The organism is Pseudomonas sp. IT-P12, assembly GCF_949767465.1.
GTDB lineage: Bacteria > Pseudomonadota > Gammaproteobacteria > Pseudomonadales > Pseudomonadaceae > Aquipseudomonas.
In genome coordinates this window covers 437,377-455,789 of record NZ_CATKPY010000024.1, presented here as the reverse complement: position 1 = coordinate 455,789, position 18,413 = coordinate 437,377, and the positions used below count along the sequence as shown (strand labels likewise).

The following is an 18,413-nucleotide window of genomic DNA, read 5'->3' as shown; positions in this document are numbered from 1 at the left end:
GACCCTTGTGGGAGCGAGCCTGCTCGCGATAGCGACTCCAGGAACGACACAGCTCTTAACCATAAAAACAAGAGAACCCAAGATGCCCATACCCGATCCGTTCCGCGAAGGCATGGCCCGTGGCTGGAAAACCCACAACGGCGCGCAACTGAGCGAAGACCTGCACCTGGAGGCCGACGTGGCCATCATCGGCAGCGGTGCGGGCGGCGGCACCACGGCGGAGATACTCAGCGCCGCCGGCTACAAGGTGTTGCTGATCGAAGAAGGCCCGCTCAAGACCAGCAGCGATTTCAAGTTGCTCGAAGATCAGGCCTACACCAGCCTCTATCAGGAAGGCATCGGCCGCATGAGCAAGGATGGCGCCATCACCATCCTGCAAGGCCGTGCGGTGGGCGGCTCGACCCTGATCAACTGGACGTCGAGCTTTCGCACCCCGGACCCGACACTCGAACACTGGGCCCGGGAACACGACGTCCGGGGCCACAGCCCGGCCGACATGGCGCCCTGGTTCGAGGCCATGGAGCAACGCCTCGGGGTCGCACCCTGGCTGGTTCCGCCCAACGCCAACAACGACGTGATCCGCAAGGGCTGCGAGCAACTGGGGTACGCCTGGCACGTCATCCCGCGCAATGTGCGCGGCTGCTGGAACCTTGGTTATTGCGGCATGGGCTGCGCAGTCAATGCCAAGCAGTCGATGCTCGTGACGACAATTCCGGCGACCCTGGACAAGGGTGGCGAACTGCTCTACCTGGCCCGCGCTGAAAAACTGCTGATCAAGGACGATCAGGTCACCGGCCTGCAATGCGTGGCGATGGACGAGCGCAGCGTGGCGCCCACGGGCACGACCATCACGGTCAAGGCCAGGCATTACGTGCTGGCCGGAGGCGGGATCAACAGCCCTGCGCTGCTGTTGCGGTCCGACGCGCCAGACCCGCACAAGCGGCTGGGCAAACGCACGTTCCTGCACCTGGTGAACATGTCCGCCGGGTTGTTCGACGAGGTGATCAACCCGTTCTACGGCGCGCCACAGTCAATCTACTCCGACCATTTCCAATGGCGGGACGGCACCACCGGCAGGATGGCCTACAAACTCGAGGTGCCGCCCCTGCATCCGGCCCTGGCCGCCACCCTGCTCGGCGGCTTCGGCCAGGACAATGCGCAACGCATGGAACAACTGCCCCATACCCACGCCATGCTGGCGTTGCTGCGCGACGGTTTTCACCCGGACAGCCCCGGCGGCAGCGTCGAGCTGCGCAGCGACAACACGCCCGTGCTCGACTATCAGGTATCGCCCTACGCCTGGGACGGGGTGCGCCGGGCCTTCCACAGCATGGCGCAGATCCAGTTCGCCGGTGGCGCCCGGGCCGTGATGCCGATGCACGCCGATGCCCGCTATGTGAACACCCTGGCCGAAGCCCGCACGCTGATCGACGGCCTGAGCCTGGAGTTGTATCGCACACGCCTGGGCAGCGCCCATGTGATGGGCGGTTGCGCCATGGGCGAAGACCCGAAAAAGGCGGTCACCGACAGCCTTGGCCGGCATCATCAACTGCGTAACCTGTCCGTTCACGATGGCTCGCTGTTCCCCACCAGCATTGGCGCAAACCCGCAATTATCGGTCTACGGACTGACCGCGCAACTGGCGACGGACCTTGCCGAACGTTTGAAAACGCCCTGAAAAGAGTGATTATTGCGATGGTCTATAGTGCTTTCTTACCGATCAGGCGACTTGGCCGACCGGGACGGCTGCGATACCATCCGACTCCCCAACGGACTCCCGCCAGGACGACGCGATGAACCGAGTGTTGTACCCAGGTACCTTCGACCCTATTACCAAGGGCCATGGCGATCTGGTCGAGCGTGCCTCGCGCCTGTTCGATCATGTGATCATCGCCGTTGCCGCCAGCCCGAAGAAGAACCCGTTGTTTCCCCTGGAACAGCGTGTGGAGCTGGCCCGCGAGGTCACTAAACATCTGCCGAACGTGGAAGTGGTCGGCTTTTCGACACTGCTCGCGCATTTCGCCAAAGAAAAGAACGCCAATGTGTTCCTGCGTGGCTTGCGCGCGGTATCGGACTTCGAATACGAATTCCAGCTGGCCAACATGAACCGTCAGTTGGCGCCGGATGTGGAAAGCCTGTTTCTCACCCCGTCCGAACGTTATTCGTTCATTTCCTCGACGCTGGTCCGTGAAATCGCAGCCCTGGGCGGCGATATCACCAAGTTCGTCCACCCTGCCGTGGCCGATGCCCTGACCGAGCGCTTCAAGAAATAACCCTGCTGGAGCCAGCCTGCTGGCTCCAGCAGCGCCAATGCGGCACAATTACGCCCATTGGTTTATTGCGCCAGGGTTGTCCGCCCCGGCTGGAGTTAGCATGTCCCTGATCATCACCGACGATTGCATCAATTGCGACGTCTGCGAACCCGAGTGCCCGAACGCTGCGATTTCCCAAGGCGAAGAGATCTACGTGATCGACCCGAACCTGTGCACTCAATGTGTCGGCCACTACGACGAACCCCAGTGCCAGCAGGTCTGCCCGGTGGACTGCATCCCGCTTGACGAAGCGCATCCGGAAACTGAAGAGCAGTTGATGGAGAAGTACCGGAAGATTACCGGAAAGGCTTGATTCTTCGGCGGCTTCGAAAACGCCATCGCGAGCAGGCTCGCTCCCACAATGAGCTGTGTTTGCAGGCCAAGGTGGGAGCGAGCCCTGCTCGCGATATGGGCATCAGCCCCACAGAAGATCCACCTGCCTCACTCCCGCTGTTCAAACCCCTCGCCGATACACCCCAGGCACCGCACGAACGCCGCTTTGCCCGGATCGACCACCAGCGCCTGCCCCGCATCGCCAACATTGCCGCCCAGCGCGGTAAACGGCAGGGACACCACGAACGCCCCCGCACCGATCACCGTGGCCACGACCAGCAAGGGACGGGCGATCAGCAGGTCGCCGAGCATGGCGTACGCCGGGGGATTCTGAATGGTATAGCGCGGGTCGCCGCTGCCGGTGTTGGACGCCAGCACCGGCGTACCGACGCTCAGCAGCACAACAACGGCAAGGGTTCGAAACAGGTTCATGGCACGGTCCTTCGACTTGGCAGTGGGAACACTGACTATAGACCGTAGGACGTGTCAGCTCTGGCAACGCGGGCAAAACACGCTGGCGCGCTGCCCGAGCTTGACCTCTCGCAACGCCGTCCCGCAGACCTTGCACGCCTCGCCACCACGGCCATAGACGAACAATTCCTGCTGGAAATAACCGGGCTGGCCATCGCCGCCAATGAAATCGCGCAGCGTGGTGCCGCCCCGCTCGATGGCGGCCGCCAGAATGCGTTTGATCTCGATGGCCAGCTTGAGGTAACGCGCCCGGGATATGCTTTTCGCCTCGCGCCGCGGGTCGATACCGGCCGCGAACAACGCTTCCGTGGCGTAGATATTGCCGACGCCCACCACCACCGCGTTGTCCATGATGAACGGCTTGACCGCCATCGAACGCCCCCGGGACTGCTGGAACAGGCGCTCGCCGTCGAACAGGTCGGTCAGCGGCTCCGGCCCCAGGCGAATCAGCAACTCGTGGTTGAGCGGATCCAGGCTCCAGAGCATTGCGCCAAACCGGCGCGGGTCCGTGTAGCGCAGGGCCAGGCCCGACTCCAGTTCGATATCCACATGCTCGTGCCTGGCGGCCGGCATTCCGATTTCCACCAGGCGCAAATTGCCCGACATGCCCAGATGGCTGATCAGCGTGCCCACTTCGGCATTGATCAACAGGTATTTGGCGCGCCGCTCGACCAGCACGATGCGCTGACCGGATAGCCGCACATCGAGGTCTTCGGGGATCGGCCAGCGCAGGCGCCGGTCACGCACGATCACCCGGCTGACGCGTTGGCCCTCCAGGTGGGGCGCGATCCCGCGACGGGTGGTTTCGACTTCCGGCAGTTCAGGCATGGTGCTCTCGGATCAGGCGCCCCACGGTACTCAGTGGTGAGTGCCCAGGTCGCGAATCGTTTGTTTGAGGGTTTCGAAGTCGTAGTCCGACAGCCCCACGTAATCGAGCACCAACGGCGCGATGCAGTTCCATTCGTGGTCCTCGGTCTGGTTGCCCAGCACCCGGTAGGACGCACAAATGTGTTCGGCCATCTTCAGGATCGCCAGCAGGTTTTTCAGCTGACTGTTGCGTGAAGATTCATCGCGGAAGATCGCCAGCGCATTGTGGTGATTGGCGATCGCGGTGCTCACGTGCTCCGGCAGGCGCCAGGATTTGGCCGTGTAGTAACCGACCACCGCGTGGTTGGTGTTGAACACCCGGTTCTCGGTGTCCACCACCCGGCATTCGACGCTCGCGCTGGCGTAGGCTTCTTCCAGCACCGTCATGTAGTTCGGGAAGCGCTGCAGCATCAGCGGCACGCCGCAGTCGTGGAACAGGCCCAGCGCGTAGGCTTCATCACCGGCCTCGACGCCAATGCGCTTGGCCAGGGTCAGGCAGGTCATCGCCACGTCCTGCGCGGTGTCCCAGAAACGGTTCAGGGTGACGATGGTGTCATCGTTCATTTCACCCTTGATCGACTGCGCGTTGATCAGGTTGATGATCGACCGGCTGCCCAGCAGGTTCACCGCACGCTGGATCGAGGCGATCTTGTTGCTCAGGCCGTAATACGGCGAGTTGACGATTTTCAGCAGGGAGCCGGAGAGCCCCGGGTCCTGGGAAATCAGCTTGGCGATCACCTCGAGGTCCGGATCGGGCATGTACTGCTCCATCTGCAGATCCACCATGATCTGCGGCTGGGCGGGCACGCTGATGCCTTGCAGGGACTGTTGGATCTGTTCGGAAGTCAGTTCTTGGGACATAAGTACACACTCTTGGGCAGGCGCTGATTCTAGCTTCTAAATGTTGGATCCGACATATCAAATCTCAAACCAATGCCCTCGCCACATGTCCAGCGCCGAACCTGCAAGGGCCTCGACACGGTATACTCCCGCTCTTTTTTCCGGAGCGACGACATGTCCCTGCCTAGCCTGCGCCTCAAAGCCAACGCCGATCGTCGCTTGCGAAACGGTCATCTGTGGGTCTACAGCAACGAAATCGATGTAGCCGCAACGCCTTTGCACGGTTTCAAGGCCGGCGACCAGGCGATCCTCGAAGCCGCCGGCGGCAAGCCGCTGGGCATCGTCGCCATGAGCCCGAACAACCTGATCTGCGCCCGCGTGCTGTCGCGCGACATCAAGCTGCCGCTGGACAAATCGCTGCTGGTGCATCGCCTGAACGTGGCCCTGTCCCTGCGCGAGCGCCTGTTCGACAAGCCGTTCTATCGCCTGGTCTACGGCGACTCGGACCTGCTGCCCGGCCTGGTGGTCGACCGTTTCGGCGACATCCTGGTGGTGCAGATCGCTTCGGCGACCATGGAAGCGCACAAGGATGACGTGATCGCGGCGCTGACCCAGGTGCTCAAGCCCAGCGGCATCCTGTTCAAGAACGACTCGGCAGCCCGTGATGCCGAAGGCCTGGAGCGCTACGTCGACACCGTGTTCGGCGTGGTGCCGGAGTGGGTGGCGCTGGAAGAGAACGGCGTCAAGTTCGAAGCGCCGGTCATCCAGGGCCAGAAAACCGGCTGGTTCTACGACCACCGCATGAACCGCGCCCGCCTCGCCCCTTACGCCAAAGGCAAGCGCGTACTCGACCTGTACAGCTACATTGGCGGCTGGGGCGTGCAGGCCGCAGCGTTCGGCGCCAGTGAAGTGTTCTGCGTCGACGCCTCGGCCTTCGCCCTCGACGGCGTCGAGCGCAACGCCGCACTCAACGGCTTCGCCGAAAAAATGACCTGCATCGAAGGCGACGTCTTCGAAGCCCTGAAGGAACTGAAGGCCAGCGAAGAGCGTTTCGACGTGATCGTCGCCGACCCGCCCGCGTTCATCAAACGCAAGAAAGACATGAAAAACGGCGAAGGCGCCTACCGCCGCCTGAACGAGCAAGCCATGCGCCTGCTGACCAAGGACGGCATCCTGGTCAGCGCATCGTGCTCGATGCACCTGCCCGAAGACGACCTGCAGAACATCCTGCTCACCAGCGCCCGCCACCTGGACCGCAACATCCAGATGCTCGAACGCGGCGGCCAGGGCCCGGACCACCCGGTACACCCGGCGATTGCCGAGACGCGCTATATCAAGAGCATTACTTGCCGGTTGTTGCCCAATAGCTAATCCTATCGCTAATGGCGGGGGCATTCCCCGCCATTTCTTGAATTACCAAATAATCCGCTTACCTACACCAAACTCCTGAAGAGTCGTGGGAAGTTTCCTCGACGACTTTTTATTGACTATACGAATCTACAAATAAAAATAATCCGTAAGACGCGCCCCACAAAAAAATTGGAAATATCCGACTTGATATTTAATGGATAAATTATCAATCAGGAACTACGATTTATTCGTCACAACTAGTGACGCCCGACATCAATGAAAAGGAGCTTCAAAATGAAATCAATCTCTCTGGAAGTAAACTGCATCGCCAACCTGGCTTTTTTGGTTGCCCCAAAAACTCGCTAAGTGAATGAGTCGCTGGGGAGTGCCGGCTACCCAGCGTCTTTTGATCAAGTATCCAGAGATTACCCACATGAATATCTACCCCTATCTATTCATGCTTCCCCGTGCGCCCAATCTTATTATTTGGGACTATAAAAACCACAATCAGTTTGAATTAAACAAAACGTACGCAACCAGATTCATAGAGCTGATACATGAACCAAAGCTATTCGACGACTCAAAGACGATAGACCTCGAGCTTCTGAAAGTTGGAATATTGACAAGCACGCCGTACCAAACACCGCATTGGGGCTGGGATGATTTGTCAAAAATATTTCATATAGGCACAAAAAACATACCATTCGACAATATTCCTCAAAACATCAATGAATGGGCTATACAATACCTGTCACATTGTACCGACGTGCTATCTTCACCGATCCCGCCAAATGCTAATCGTGAATACGAACACTGTGAAATTATTCATCTTCCAACACCCATTCATCCAACACCAACTTTAACGACGTCATTAATTAACAGGAAAACCTGCCGCGTCTTCACGGGCGAAGCCGTAACAATCGAGACGGTCAGCACACTCCTATACCTGAGCCTTGGCTATCTACGAGAGCGTGAGGACGATAGGGATGAAAGTATTGCTGAAGGGCTCCACGCACGCAGAGCCAGCCCCTCTAGTGGAGGATTGAATTCATGCGGAGGCTTTCTGTATGTAAAAAAAGTGACTGGCTTGAACCCTGGCATTTACGCCTATCATCCAGCGCTAAATGCAATTAGTTTCGTCAATCCTCTCCCGGACGATCCTTTAGGGAAATTGCTATGCGGGCAACACTTCATAAACAACCTGCCCTGCGGCATTTTCATTACTAGCCAATTCAATAAGTTGTGGTGGAAATACGGACACTCCCGAGCTTACCGAATGGCCTACATCGAAGTGGGACATATTTCCCAGACATTTCAATTGGTAGCCACCTCGCTAGGTTTGAAAACTTGGCTCACTGGTGCGCTGACCGATGATCGTGTTGAAACTCTACTGAAGCTTGACGGATCAACAGAACAACCGTTGTTCTTTGTAGGTTGCGGCCGTAGCGACGGGCAAGTCATGTGTGCAGAGATGAAAGCGCTACTGGGCGAAAGAGGTAGCAAATGAAATACCCGTTTGAATCGAACTCGGAACCTCAGTCAGAGGCGCAACGCTACGCCCTTCGCGACTGGAACATCAGAGCCTCGGTAAGAGCTAGCCAATATACCTACTCTCTACCCACCGACCTAACACAGCAACTCGAACACCGACGCTGGTTTCCAGCAAAATTTCTACCGTACCTGGATCACCCTGCAATCAACTGTGATGACAGTTATATCATTCACCGCTTGTCTGCCAATCATTTGGTTCATTTTCTCGACTACACAACGATTCTGGAGCATCGCATCGTCAATCGATCCGTGGAGGTTATAGCCCACAATGAACTGAATATATTCATGCCGCCAGGAATGAAAACAGCCGCACTACAGCTTTATACGGATGAGGGTTATCACGCGCTGTTTTCCAGCGAGCTTGCGGAACAAATCGCTGAGTTCTATGGCATGACCGATCGGCCAGTCATGCCACGACGAATAACCGACCTGAGTCGTTGGATCGAGTGCACTCCAGAGCAACATAAAAATCTGGCGTGGTTTCTGGTTGGATTCGTCTCGGAAACAATCATTGCCAAGGAGCTTCTGGAGGTGTGCCGTAATGAATTGGTGAGCAGCGTCGAGAACATGCTCAGGGATCACCTCAATGACGAAGCCCGACACAGTCGTTACTTTTGCGAAGTTTTTCATTTTTTGTGGTCGCATCTGCAACTCGACCAACGCACCTTCGCGGCCTACTCGCTTTTAGAAATTCTATTGATTTTTTTTGAAGTTGATGACGGATGGCTTCGTACAAGCCTGCGTAGCGTAGGTTTAGCTGAGATGTCTATCACGCAAATTCTCTGCGACCTATCCGCCCCCAATAAATCGCTCTGTCGAATCCGCTCCGGCGCACGTGCCACGCTATCAGCACTCACCCAATCAGGTTTCTTCGACGTGCCCGCCAACCGTAAGCTTTTTTCCGAAGCCGGGCTTATCGATGGCTGAAAGAACGAGGGTTGGTCGGTCAGATAAAAAACGCGCTGCGGTCATTCTGTTGATGACAATGGTGTTGCTCGGGGTCTTTCCCCTTGATGTGTTATTGCCATCCTTTCCCGCTCTGGCTGACCATTTACAAACAACGTCAGCCGACATTGCACTGTCCGTCAGCCTGTTCGCGATTGGCATCTCGTTGTCTCAACTGCTCGTGGGTCCGCTTTCGGACACTTTTGGGCGCAAGCGTCTGCTGTTGGCAGGTATGGCGACTTCGATTGGGGGGGCAACCGGTTGCCTGCTGACCGACGACTTCACGGTATTCATGATATTTCGCGTGATTCAGGCAATTGGCTGCGGATGTTTCGTGTTGTCGCAAGCGCTGATCCAGGACCTGTTTCAGGGCGAAGAACGCGAACAGCTAAGAATTCTGCTGGTGACTGCCAGCGGGGTGTTCATCACGGTTTCCCCATTGCTCGGCAGTGTGCTGCAGCAGGCGGCGGACTGGCCCGGCAGTTTTCTTGTATTTATCTGTTTGAGCACCGTTGTGTTTGTGAAAACATGGTTCATGCAGGAAAGCCCACGCTCTGAGACGGTCTCACACACCGGCATTCTTCAGTCATACCGAAGGGTCTACGGCAATGCGGTTTTCAACAGCTACTGGCTGATCGCTGCGGCCACCTTCTCATGCCACTTCTCATTCATTGTCGTTTCGCCGTTGATCTTCATGGATCAATTGCACATGTCGACGTACGAATATTCCCTGACTCTCCTGCTTTATGGCGCCGCTTACATTTTCGGGGGTATCGCAGCGCGCTTACTCGCCAGTCGTATCACGGCCAATACCCAGATCATCGCAGGTCTGGGCATGATTCTGTTTTCAGGTTTGGCGCTACTCCTGTTCTCGGCTATTTGTAAGCTTTCGGTCCTGACGGTGTTGACTCCGATGATCATCTGTACGGCCGGAATCACCATCGCCCGCCCGATCGCCACCTCGAAAGCCATGGACGTATTTGCGGACAGTGCAGGTACCTCGGCATCTGCCGGCAATACCCTGATATTTATCTGTGGGGGGGCGATCAGCGCTTTGGTAAATCTGAGTGGGACAAATTTGCAGATAGCCTTGGCGGTGGCTTGCGTGTTGTTAAGCGGCGCTGGATTGGGACTCAATTACTGGATATGCAGAAGCCACAGGAGGGAGGTGTAATTTTGGTTACCGATGGTCGTCAATCATGAAGGGAAAGCCTGTTACCCAGCCGGGACCATCGTCGGAACGCCGCCCGGAGCATGCTCGCGCCTACAGGGTTTGAGGCAGCCAGACGTCTCGCACCCATTCCCTCCAGCCACCAGCCGTGTAGAATCGCGAACATTCATCGCCATTCATCCCCCGGCGGGTTTATGAGCTCAAGCTGAAGCGCGCGGCGATCCCGCAAAGTTATCGGCAGCGTCCCGACACACGGCCATTTCCGCGTGTTCCCGGCGTCCATAGAAGCTCACTTCCCTTTTGATACCTGATTAGCCGCCCGGAGTGCTTCATGCCTGATTACCGCTCGAAAACATCCACCCATGGCCGCAACATGGCCGGTGCCCGCGCACTGTGGCGTGCCACGGGGATGAAAGATGACGACTTCAAGAAGCCGATCATCGCCATTGCCAACTCCTTTACCCAGTTCGTACCGGGCCACGTCCACCTCAAGGACCTGGGTCAACTGGTGGCCCGTGAAATCGAACGCGCGGGCGGCGTGGCCAAGGAATTCAACACCATCGCCGTGGACGACGGCATCGCCATGGGCCATGACGGCATGCTCTATTCGCTGCCGAGCCGCGAGATCATTGCCGACTCCGTCGAGTACATGGTCAATGCTCACTGCGCCGACGCCATCGTGTGCATTTCCAACTGCGACAAGATCACCCCTGGCATGCTGATGGCCGCCCTGCGCCTGAACATCCCGGTGATCTTCGTGTCCGGCGGCCCGATGGAAGCCGGCAAGACCAAGCTGGCCAGCCACGGTCTCGACCTGGTCGACGCCATGGTGATCGCCGCCGACTCCAGCGCTTCTGACGAGAAGGTCGCCGAGTATGAGCGCAGTGCCTGCCCGACCTGCGGTTCGTGCTCCGGCATGTTCACCGCCAACTCGATGAACTGCCTGACCGAGGCCCTGGGCCTGGCCCTGCCGGGCAACGGTTCGACCCTGGCCACCCACAGCGACCGCGAGCAGCTGTTCCTGCAAGCCGGTCGCACCATCGTCGAGCTGTGCAAGCGTTACTACGGCGAGGACGACCAGTCGGTATTGCCGCGCAACATCGCCAACTTCAAGGCGTTCGAAAACGCCATGATGCTCGACATCGCCATGGGTGGCTCGACCAACACCATCCTGCACTTGCTGGCGGCGGCCCAGGAGGCGGAGATCGATTTCGACCTGCGCGACATCGATCGCCTGTCGCGCCAGGTGCCGCAACTGTGCAAGGTCGCGCCGAACATCCAGAAGTACCACATGGAAGACGTGCACCGTGCCGGCGGGATCTTCAGCATCCTCGGCTCGCTGGCCCGTGGCGGCCTGCTGCACACCGACCTGCCGACCGTGCACAGCCGCAGCATGGAAGAAGCCATCGCCAAGTGGGACATCACCCAGACCGACGACGAAGCGGTGCATCACTTCTTCAAGGCCGGCCCGGCGGGCATCCCGACGCAGACCGCGTTCAGCCAGTCGACCCGTTGGGAAACCCTGGACGACGACCGTGAAAACGGCTGCATTCGCAGTTTCGAACACGCCTACTCGAAAGAAGGCGGCCTGGCCGTGCTGTACGGCAACATCGCCCTGGACGGCTGCGTGGTGAAAACCGCTGGCGTCGACGAGTCGATCCACGTCTTCGAAGGCAACGCGAAGATCTTCGAAAGCCAGGACAGCGCCGTACGCGGCATCCTCGCCGACGAAGTGAAGGAAGGCGACATCGTCATCATTCGCTACGAAGGTCCGAAAGGCGGCCCGGGCATGCAGGAAATGCTTTACCCGACGTCGTACCTGAAATCCAAGGGCCTGGGCAAAGCCTGCGCCCTGCTCACCGACGGCCGTTTCTCCGGCGGCACCTCGGGCCTGTCCATCGGCCATGCCTCTCCGGAAGCGGCGGCCGGCGGCGCGATTGGCCTGGTGCAGGACGGCGACAAGGTGCTGATCGACATTCCGAACCGCTCGATCAACCTGTTGATCAGCGACGAAGAGCTGGCCGCGCGCCGGGTCGAGCAGGATAAAAAAGGCTGGAAGCCTGTGGAAAAACGCCCACGCAAGGTCACCACCGCCCTGAAAGCCTACGCCCTGCTGGCGACCAGCGCCGACAAGGGTGCGGTGCGCAACAAGGCGATGCTCGACGGCCTGTAAGCGTCAGCCGCCGCAATGAAAATGCCCCGCCAAGTGCGGGGCATTTTTTTTGCGCGTTCACCTCAGTCCATGTGGGAGCGAGCCTGCTCGCGAAAGCGTCGTGCCCGTCGAGATGCAGGCTGGCTGACACCCCGCCTCGCGAGCAGGCTCGCTCCCACAGGGGGCTTTACTGAATCTCCTCAGGCTTGACGATCACCCAGTTCTTGTCCGCCGTGACCGGCAACCCTTCCTTGGCCTGGGCCGCCGCATGCTTGGCCATCATGCCGTTGAGCTGGGTCATGTACTTGTCCTTGCGGTTGATCCACAGGTGGATGCCGCCCTTGGCCACGTCCACATCGTGGAACAGCATGTAGCCGTCGCTGGTCGGGGTGTCGCCACCGACCAGGACCGGCTTTTTCCACTCGTCGATATAGGTCAGGATCGCCGCGTGCTTGCCGGCCATCCAGGTGGCCGGGGTCCACAGGTAAGGGGTCAGTTCAAGGCCGAGGTTGGCCTTCTCGTCATACTTGCCGGCGGTGACCTGCTTGCGTGCGGTGGTCAGTTCACCGGTCTTGCGGTCCTTGAGCAGCAGGCTCACGCCGATCACGTTCTGCGGCTTGACGTTGTAGCCGTACTTCGGATCCGAAGCCACCATCCGCACCAGCTCTTCGGAAGCGGCGGTCATCACGTAGACCTCGATGCCGTTCTCCATCAGCTTGTTGTACAGCTCTTGCTGGCCGGTGAAGATTTTCGGCGGGTTGACGTCGAGGTTCTTGACCACATCGCCTTCGTAGTAAGTGGCCGGCACCGGTTTGCCGGAAGCCATCAGTTCGTCGACATAACCCTTGAGTTCCTGCAGCGTGAAGCCGGAGAACACCTGGGCGACCCAGGGGTAGCAGACCATGTCGTCGACTTCACAGAGGCGGTAGTAGTAGCTGAACAGACTTTCCTTGTGGTCAGCGGTGTCCTTGAAGGGCATCAGTCTCAGGGAGGGGTCGAGTTTGTCGCGGGTGATCAGGCCCTTGTTCTCCATGAACGGCAGCAACGACTCTTCAAGGTCGTAGCGGTAACTGGTGTTGTCCATGTCGAACACCGCGTAGTTACCCTTGTTGGCATTGGCCGCGATCATGGCGTCCAGCGCCTTGGCCTGATCGGCGGGCCAGTGTTTCAAATCCGTTGCGCCCGCGTGGCCGGCAAGGCCCAGGCTCAAGCTCAATCCCAAAGCGGCCAGAAATTTCGGTGCACGTTTCATTGGCATGCTTCCCTCATTGAAAGGTCCTGATTCAAGAACCCCGACGCTAACAAATAAGTGTGACAGCCCACGCCTGTCAGCGACCGCACACATCCCTTTCGCGCCAGCTGCATCCCCGACAGCGACACCGCCTTATTCCAAAAACGACAGTTGTCAGATTTTTTTGGTATTAATTCATTGAAAATCAAGCTGTTAGGCTTGCCGGTTCGCAGCTGCCCCGGACGGTGGCTGGCATACGTCACTTCGGAGTGTTTATGAATCTGCCGCTGATTCTCAATCTACTGGTGTTCCTTGCCCTGCTCCTGGGCCTGGCACAAACCCGCCACACCAACTGGAGCCTGGCAAAAAAAGTCCTGCTCGCGCTGGTGCTCGGCGTGGCATTCGGTGTTGCCCTGCACACGACTTATGGCGCCGGCAACCCGGTGCTGAAAGCCTCGATCGGCTGGTTCGACCTGGTGGGCAACGGTTACGTGCAGTTGCTGCAAATGATCGTGATCCCGCTGGTGTTTGCCTCGATCCTCAGCGCCGTGGCCCGCCTGCACAACGCCTCGTCGCTGGGCAAGATCAGCTTCCTGACCATCGGCACCCTGCTGTTCACCACCGCCATCGCGGCGTTGATCGGCATCGGCTTGACCAACCTGTTCGGCCTCACCGCCGAAGGGCTGGTGGCTGGCACTCAGGAAATGGCGCGCCTGCAAACCATCCAGACCGACTATGCCGGCAAGGTCGCGGACCTGAATGTGCCGCAACTGCTGCTGTCGTTCATCCCGCAGAATCCGTTCGCCGACCTGGCACGGGCCAAGCCGACCTCGATCATCAGCGTGGTGATCTTCGCGGCGTTCCTCGGGGTTGCCGCGTTGCAGTTGCTCAAGGATGACGTGGAAAAAGGCCAGAAAGTGCTCAACGCCATCGACACCTTGCAAGCCTGGGTGATGCGTCTGGTGCGTCTGGTGATGAAGCTGACCCCCTACGGCGTGCTGGCGCTGATGACCAAGGTCGTCGCGGGTTCCAACCTGCAGGACATCATCAAGCTCGGCAGTTTCGTGGTGGTGTCCTACCTCGGCCTGGGCCTGATGTTTGTAGTCCACGGCGTGCTGGTGTCGGCGGCCGGGATCAATCCGCTGCGTTTCTTCCGCAAAATCTGGCCGGTGCTGACGTTCGCCTTCACCAGCCGTTCGAGCGCCGCGACCATTCCGTTGAGCATCGAAGCGCAGACCAGCCGCCTGGGCATCCCGCAGTCGGTGGCGAGTTTCGCCGCTTCGTTTGGCGCGACCATTGGCCAGAACGGTTGCGCCGGCCTGTACCCGGCGATGTTGGCGGTGATGGTCGCGCCGACCGTGGGCATCAACCCGCTGGACCCGTTGTGGATTGCCACACTGGTGGCGATCGTGACCCTGAGTTCGGCCGGCGTGGCCGGCGTGGGCGGTGGCGCGACGTTCGCGGCGCTGATCGTGCTGCCGGCCATGGGCTTGCCGGTGTCACTGGTGGCGTTGCTGATATCGGTGGAGCCGCTGATCGACATGGGGCGCACGGCGTTGAACGTGAGCGGTTCGATCACGGCCGGGGCGATCACCAGCCAGGTGATGCAGCAGACGGACAAGGCGTTGCTGGATGCGGATGAGCACGCGGAGCTGGCGCACGCCTGAATCTTCAGCGCCTGATCTGGCCCCATCGCTGGCAAGCCAGCTCCCACAGGGATCTATGGTGTTCACGCAACAGGTGATTCACCCTGGGCACTGTGGGAGCTGGCTTGCCAGCGAAGCTTTCAAGCCTTTTCCCAGACTTCGAAGGTGTACGCTGGTTTGTCGCCTTCCGCCGCATTCGGCACATTCGACACCAGCTTCCATTCGTTCAAGTCAAACTCCGGAAACCACGCATCCCCCTCCGGGCTCAGCGCCACGCGGGTCAGGTACAGCCGGTCCGCCTCGGCCATCCCTTGCGCATACAACTGCGCGCCGCCAATCAGCATCAGCTCATCGGCGCCCTGTTCTTTCGCCCATTGCTCGGCGCGAATCACCGCCGCTTCGAGCGACGGGTAAACCTCCGCGCCTTCCAGCACCAGGCCCGCCTGACGGCTGACCACGATGTTCAGGCGCCCCGGCAGCGGACGACCGAGCGAATCCCAGGTCTTGCGCCCCATGATGATCGGCTTGCCCAGGGTGGTGGCCTTGAAGTATTTGAAGTCCCCCGGCAGGTGCCAGGGCATGCTGTTGTCGACGCCGATCACGCGGTTTTCACCGAGGGCTGCGATCAGGCTGAGGGGAAGTGATTTAGTCATGCCGGCGAGGATACCAGAGCCTCCCGTACCCCGATAAGCGCCACAGCGGTTATGCTCACAGCTCAATGGAGCGACGGGATGGCGCGTGACTGAACTGAACAACCTCTGGCTGACGGAAACCATTCGCCTGCGTGAAGAGCACGCGGGCCCGCTGGATGACCCCGAAGCCAATCGAGTGGCCCGCAGTGCCGGCGGCGACCTGTCGGCACGGATTCAACGTCGCGCCCTGTGGCTGGCCGAGCGCGATGGGCTGAGCGATGCTCTGCGGCATTGGCTGCAGGGTGCGCGACTAGCGCTGTTGGTGCTGGCCGTGCTGGCCGTGGTCAGCGGCGCCGGACTGGCCTTCGCCGCGCTGGGCAACGGACAGGCGCCGGTGAACGTGTTCTGGGCCCTGGGCAGCCTGCTCGGGCTGAACCTGATTCTGCTGCTGAGCTGGGCGCTGGGGCTGGTGTTTGCCGGCGAGCACGGCGCGACACTGGGGCGCCTATGGTTGTGGCTCAGCGAGAAACTCGCGCGCGACGCCAAGGCTGCGCAACTGGCCCCCGCCCTGCTGCTGTTGCTGCAACGACACAAGCTCAATCGCTGGGCACTCGGCGTGCTGGTCAACGGCGTATGGCTGCTGGCGATGTTCAGCGCCCTGGTCATCCTGCTGGCGCTGATGGCGACCCGGCGCTACGGCTTCGTCTGGGAAACCACCCTGCTCGGCGCCGACACCTTCGTGACCCTGACCCAGGCCCTCGGCACCCTGCCGGCGCTGCTGGGATTCAACGTGCCGACGGTGGAGATGATCCGCGCCAGTGGCGACGCCGCACTGAACATCGAAAGCGCCCGTCAGGCCTGGGCGACCTGGCTGGTCGGGGTGCTCGTGGTCTACGGCCTGCTGCCGCGCCTGTTGCTGGCGCTACTGTGCCTGTGGCGCTGGAAACGCGGACGCGCCCGGCTGCACCTGGACCTGAACCTGCCCGGCTACGCGCAACTGCGCGAGCGTCTGATGCCCACCAGCGAACGCCTGGGCATCAGCGACGCCGCGCCCGAGCAGTTGCATCACGAGCAAAGCACGGCCAGCGAGCTGCAAAGCGAGGGCGCACTGCTGGTGGCCATCGAGCTCGACGGTCAGCGCCCCTGGCCGCCGTCCCTGCCGAAAACCGTGAGTGACGCGGGCATCCTCGACAGCCGCGAATCTCGCCACCGGCTCCTCGAACAGCTCAGCCGCTTTCCGGCGGCGCGCCTGGTCATCGCCTGCGATCCGCGTCGCTCACCGGATCGCGGCAGCCTGGCCTTGATCGCCGAACTGGCGCGCAACGCCAGCGCCACGCGTATCTGGTTGCTCCAGGCACCGCCAGGCGAAGCGCTGGATGCCGAACGCCTGGGCGACTGGCATGTGGCGCTGCAACAGCTGGAACTGCCGTACGCCGACTGCGCCCCGCTGAACTGGCTGGAGACCGGTCATGACTGAATCCTGGAAACCGCCGCTGAAGCTCGCCGTGGTGGGTCACACCAACGTCGGCAAAACCTCGTTGCTGCGCACGCTGACCCGGGATGTCGGCTTCGGCGAAGTGTCCCATCGCCCCAGCACCACGCGACACGTCGAAGGTGCGCGGCTGTCGGTGGATGGCGAACCCTTGCTCGACCTGTTCGATACGCCCGGCCTGGAAGACGCCATCGCCCTGCTCGACTACCTCGAACGCCTGGAACGACCGGGGGAGCGCCTCGACGGCCCGGCGCGCCTGGCCCGCTTCCTCGAAGGCAGCGAAGCCCGGCAGCGTTTCGAACAGGAGGCCAAGGTGTTGCGGCAACTGCTGACCTGCGACGCCGGCCTCTACGTGATCGACGCCCGCGAACCGGTGCTGGCCAAGTACCGCGACGAACTGGAAGTGCTGGCCAGCTGCGGCAAACCGCTGCTGCCGGTGCTGAACTTTGTCAGTAGCGCCCACCACCGCGAGCCGGATTGGCGCGAAGCCTTGGCACGCCTGGGCTTGCACGCCCTGGTGCGTTTCGACAGCGTCGCCCCGCCGGAGGATGGCGAACGCCGGCTCTATGAAAGCCTCGCGTTGCTGCTGGAAAACGCCCGGGAGCCCCTGCAGCGACTGATCGCCGACCAACAGGCCCAGCGCCTGGCTCGCCAGCACAGTGCGAAGCGGTTGATTGCCGAATTGTTGATCGATTGCGCCGCCTGCCGACGCAGCGTGGCCAGCGAGGCGGCGCAGGAACAGCACGCCGTGGGCGAGTTGCGCAAGGCCGTTCGGCAACGCGAACAACGCTGCGTCGAAGCCTTGCTCAAGCTCTACGCCTTCCGCCCGCAGGACGCCGCCGCCAGTGACCTGCCGCTGCTCGATGGGCGCTGGGGCGACGACCTGTTCAACCCCGAAACCCTCAAGCTGTTGGGCGTGCGGGTCGGCGGCGGCATCGCAGCCGGCGCAGCGGCCGGGGCCGGCGTCGACCTGCTGGTGGGCGGCATTACCCTGGGCGCCGCCGCCCTGGCCGGGGCGATTGCCGGCGGTGCCCTGCAGACGGCACGCAGCTATGGCAGTCGCCTGCTCGGCAAGATCAGGGGCCAGCGCGAACTGACGGTCGACGACAGCGTGCTGCGTCTGTTGGCCCTGCGTCAGCGGCAACTGCTGCAAGCATTGAATGCCCGTGGCCATGCGGCACTGGACAGCATCCAGGTCGCCACGCCTCAGGACAAGACCTGGCGCGAAGGCAAACTGCCCGAAGCCCTGAACAAGGCGCGGGCGCATCCGCAGTGGTCGTCACTCAATCCGCATCCCAAGTTGAGCCAGGCCGAACGCCAGGAGCAGGTCGAGCTGTTGGCGCAGCAGCTTTAGTTCTCTGAAACCCCATCGCGAGCAGGCTCGCTCCCACAGGTTCGAGGTGATCCCTGCTCGCGATAG

Annotated in this window: 16 protein-coding genes; 11 read left to right on the top strand and 5 right to left on the bottom strand. The window is 60.5% G+C overall.

From position 1 onward, the window contains the following. Positions 1 to 82 precede the first annotated feature (82 nt). From ACM6IM_RS23010 to ACM6IM_RS23000, 3 genes are all read left to right on the top strand, one after another. Entirely contained in the window at positions 83 to 1,678 is a 1,596-nt protein-coding gene (locus ACM6IM_RS23010) for a GMC family oxidoreductase N-terminal domain-containing protein (RefSeq protein WP_414866396.1), read from the top strand. A 115-nt stretch (positions 1,679 to 1,793) separates the two neighbouring features. After that, the gene (gene coaD, locus ACM6IM_RS23005) at positions 1,794 to 2,273 is read left to right on the top strand and encodes a pantetheine-phosphate adenylyltransferase (RefSeq protein ID WP_045059801.1); all 480 of its coding nucleotides are present in this window, start codon (positions 1,794 to 1,796) and stop codon (positions 2,271 to 2,273) included. Between the two features lie 100 nt (positions 2,274 to 2,373). Beyond that, complete coding sequence (locus ACM6IM_RS23000; RefSeq protein ID WP_003195146.1) at positions 2,374 to 2,625, top strand: YfhL family 4Fe-4S dicluster ferredoxin; 252 nt, start codon at positions 2,374 to 2,376, stop codon at positions 2,623 to 2,625. 128 nt (positions 2,626 to 2,753) lie between these two features. On the opposite strand, the gene ACM6IM_RS22995 is transcribed toward ACM6IM_RS23000, so the two are convergent. The 3 genes from ACM6IM_RS22995 to ACM6IM_RS22985 are packed head-to-tail and all read right to left on the bottom strand — an operon-like array spanning position 2,754 to position 4,790. Beyond that, positions 2,754 to 3,077 carry a multidrug transporter gene (locus ACM6IM_RS22995; protein WP_192306874.1) on the bottom strand — a complete coding sequence of 108 codons (324 nt, stop codon included), beginning with the start codon at positions 3,075 to 3,077 and terminating at the stop codon, positions 2,754 to 2,756. 54 nt (positions 3,078 to 3,131) lie between these two features. Further along, entirely contained in the window at positions 3,132 to 3,944 is an 813-nt protein-coding gene (mutM, locus tag ACM6IM_RS22990; RefSeq protein WP_192306876.1) for a bifunctional DNA-formamidopyrimidine glycosylase/DNA-(apurinic or apyrimidinic site) lyase, read from the bottom strand. Between the two features lie 30 nt (positions 3,945 to 3,974). After that, a complete protein-coding gene (locus ACM6IM_RS22985) occupies positions 3,975 to 4,790 on the bottom strand; it encodes an HDOD domain-containing protein (RefSeq protein WP_192307365.1) in 816 nt (271 codons plus the stop codon). A gap of 207 nt (positions 4,791 to 4,997) precedes the next feature. On the opposite strand from ACM6IM_RS22985, the gene ACM6IM_RS22980 reads away from it, so the two are divergent. The 5 genes from ACM6IM_RS22980 to ilvD all read left to right on the top strand — a co-directional run bounded on the left by ACM6IM_RS22980 (position 4,998) and on the right by ilvD (position 12,013). After that, a complete protein-coding gene (locus ACM6IM_RS22980) occupies positions 4,998 to 6,194 on the top strand; it encodes a class I SAM-dependent rRNA methyltransferase (protein ID WP_201191618.1) in 1,197 nt (398 codons plus the stop codon). Between the two features lie 412 nt (positions 6,195 to 6,606). Next, on the top strand, positions 6,607 to 7,680 hold the full coding sequence (locus tag ACM6IM_RS22975) for a SagB family peptide dehydrogenase (protein WP_414866395.1): 1,074 nt from the start codon (positions 6,607 to 6,609) through the stop codon (positions 7,678 to 7,680). Continuing rightward, complete coding sequence (locus tag ACM6IM_RS22970; RefSeq protein ID WP_414866394.1) at positions 7,677 to 8,651, top strand: diiron oxygenase; 975 nt, start codon at positions 7,677 to 7,679, stop codon at positions 8,649 to 8,651. Before ACM6IM_RS22975 ends, ACM6IM_RS22970 begins: the two co-directional genes overlap by 4 nt. Beyond that, positions 8,644 to 9,843, top strand: a complete 1,200-nt coding sequence (locus ACM6IM_RS22965) for an MFS transporter (protein WP_414866393.1) — start codon at positions 8,644 to 8,646, stop codon at positions 9,841 to 9,843. The genes ACM6IM_RS22970 and ACM6IM_RS22965 overlap by 8 nt, the downstream gene beginning before the upstream one ends. Before the next feature lie 328 nt (positions 9,844 to 10,171). Beyond that, on the top strand, positions 10,172 to 12,013 hold the full coding sequence (gene ilvD, locus ACM6IM_RS22960; RefSeq protein WP_192306882.1) for a dihydroxy-acid dehydratase: 1,842 nt from the start codon (positions 10,172 to 10,174) through the stop codon (positions 12,011 to 12,013). Between the two features lie 166 nt (positions 12,014 to 12,179). Here the strand turns inward: ilvD and ACM6IM_RS22955 are convergent, their stop codons facing one another. Beyond that, entirely contained in the window at positions 12,180 to 13,244 is a 1,065-nt protein-coding gene (locus tag ACM6IM_RS22955; RefSeq protein WP_414866436.1) for a haloacid dehalogenase-like hydrolase, read from the bottom strand. A gap of 254 nt (positions 13,245 to 13,498) precedes the next feature. Here ACM6IM_RS22955 and ACM6IM_RS22950 point away from each other — a divergent pair, with 254 nt between their 5' ends. Continuing rightward, the gene (locus tag ACM6IM_RS22950) at positions 13,499 to 14,890 is read left to right on the top strand and encodes an L-cystine transporter (protein WP_414866392.1); all 1,392 of its coding nucleotides are present in this window, start codon (positions 13,499 to 13,501) and stop codon (positions 14,888 to 14,890) included. A gap of 119 nt (positions 14,891 to 15,009) precedes the next feature. Here ACM6IM_RS22950 and ACM6IM_RS22945 read toward each other — a convergent pair whose 3' ends face one another. Further along, entirely contained in the window at positions 15,010 to 15,522 is a 513-nt protein-coding gene (locus ACM6IM_RS22945) for a dihydrofolate reductase (protein ID WP_414866391.1), read from the bottom strand. A gap of 85 nt (positions 15,523 to 15,607) precedes the next feature. Here ACM6IM_RS22945 and ACM6IM_RS22940 point away from each other — a divergent pair, with 85 nt between their 5' ends. Both ACM6IM_RS22940 and ACM6IM_RS22935 read left to right on the top strand, forming a co-directional pair. Beyond that, the gene (locus ACM6IM_RS22940; protein WP_414866390.1) at positions 15,608 to 16,978 is read left to right on the top strand and encodes a DUF2868 domain-containing protein; all 1,371 of its coding nucleotides are present in this window, start codon (positions 15,608 to 15,610) and stop codon (positions 16,976 to 16,978) included. Further along, entirely contained in the window at positions 16,971 to 18,347 is a 1,377-nt protein-coding gene (locus tag ACM6IM_RS22935) for a GTPase/DUF3482 domain-containing protein (RefSeq protein ID WP_414866389.1), read from the top strand. The genes ACM6IM_RS22940 and ACM6IM_RS22935 overlap by 8 nt, the downstream gene beginning before the upstream one ends. The last annotated feature ends 66 nt before the right edge of the window (positions 18,348 to 18,413 follow it).

Bases quoted from the DNA above. Each gene is read 5' to 3' on its own strand.
- ACM6IM_RS23010 (WP_414866396.1), top strand. From the start codon at position 83: ATGCCCATACCCGATCCGTTCCGCGAAGGCATGGCCCGTGGCTGGAAA.
- coaD (WP_045059801.1), top strand. From the start codon at position 1,794: ATGAACCGAGTGTTGTACCCAGGTACCTTCGACCCTATTACCAAGGGC.
- ACM6IM_RS23000 (WP_003195146.1), top strand. From the start codon at position 2,374: ATGTCCCTGATCATCACCGACGATTGCATCAATTGCGACGTCTGCGAA.
- ACM6IM_RS22995 (WP_192306874.1), bottom strand. From the start codon at position 3,077: ATGAACCTGTTTCGAACCCTTGCCGTTGTTGTGCTGCTGAGCGTCGGT.
- mutM (WP_192306876.1), bottom strand. From the start codon at position 3,944: ATGCCTGAACTGCCGGAAGTCGAAACCACCCGTCGCGGGATCGCGCCC.
- ACM6IM_RS22980 (WP_201191618.1), top strand. From the start codon at position 4,998: ATGTCCCTGCCTAGCCTGCGCCTCAAAGCCAACGCCGATCGTCGCTTG.
- ACM6IM_RS22975 (WP_414866395.1), top strand. From the start codon at position 6,607: ATGAATATCTACCCCTATCTATTCATGCTTCCCCGTGCGCCCAATCTT.
- ACM6IM_RS22970 (WP_414866394.1), top strand. From the start codon at position 7,677: ATGAAATACCCGTTTGAATCGAACTCGGAACCTCAGTCAGAGGCGCAA.
- ACM6IM_RS22965 (WP_414866393.1), top strand. From the start codon at position 8,644: ATGGCTGAAAGAACGAGGGTTGGTCGGTCAGATAAAAAACGCGCTGCG.
- ilvD (WP_192306882.1), top strand. From the start codon at position 10,172: ATGCCTGATTACCGCTCGAAAACATCCACCCATGGCCGCAACATGGCC.
- ACM6IM_RS22955 (WP_414866436.1), bottom strand. From the start codon at position 13,244: ATGAAACGTGCACCGAAATTTCTGGCCGCTTTGGGATTGAGCTTGAGC.
- ACM6IM_RS22950 (WP_414866392.1), top strand. From the start codon at position 13,499: ATGAATCTGCCGCTGATTCTCAATCTACTGGTGTTCCTTGCCCTGCTC.
- ACM6IM_RS22945 (WP_414866391.1), bottom strand. From the start codon at position 15,522: ATGACTAAATCACTTCCCCTCAGCCTGATCGCAGCCCTCGGTGAAAAC.
- ACM6IM_RS22935 (WP_414866389.1), top strand. From the start codon at position 16,971: ATGACTGAATCCTGGAAACCGCCGCTGAAGCTCGCCGTGGTGGGTCAC.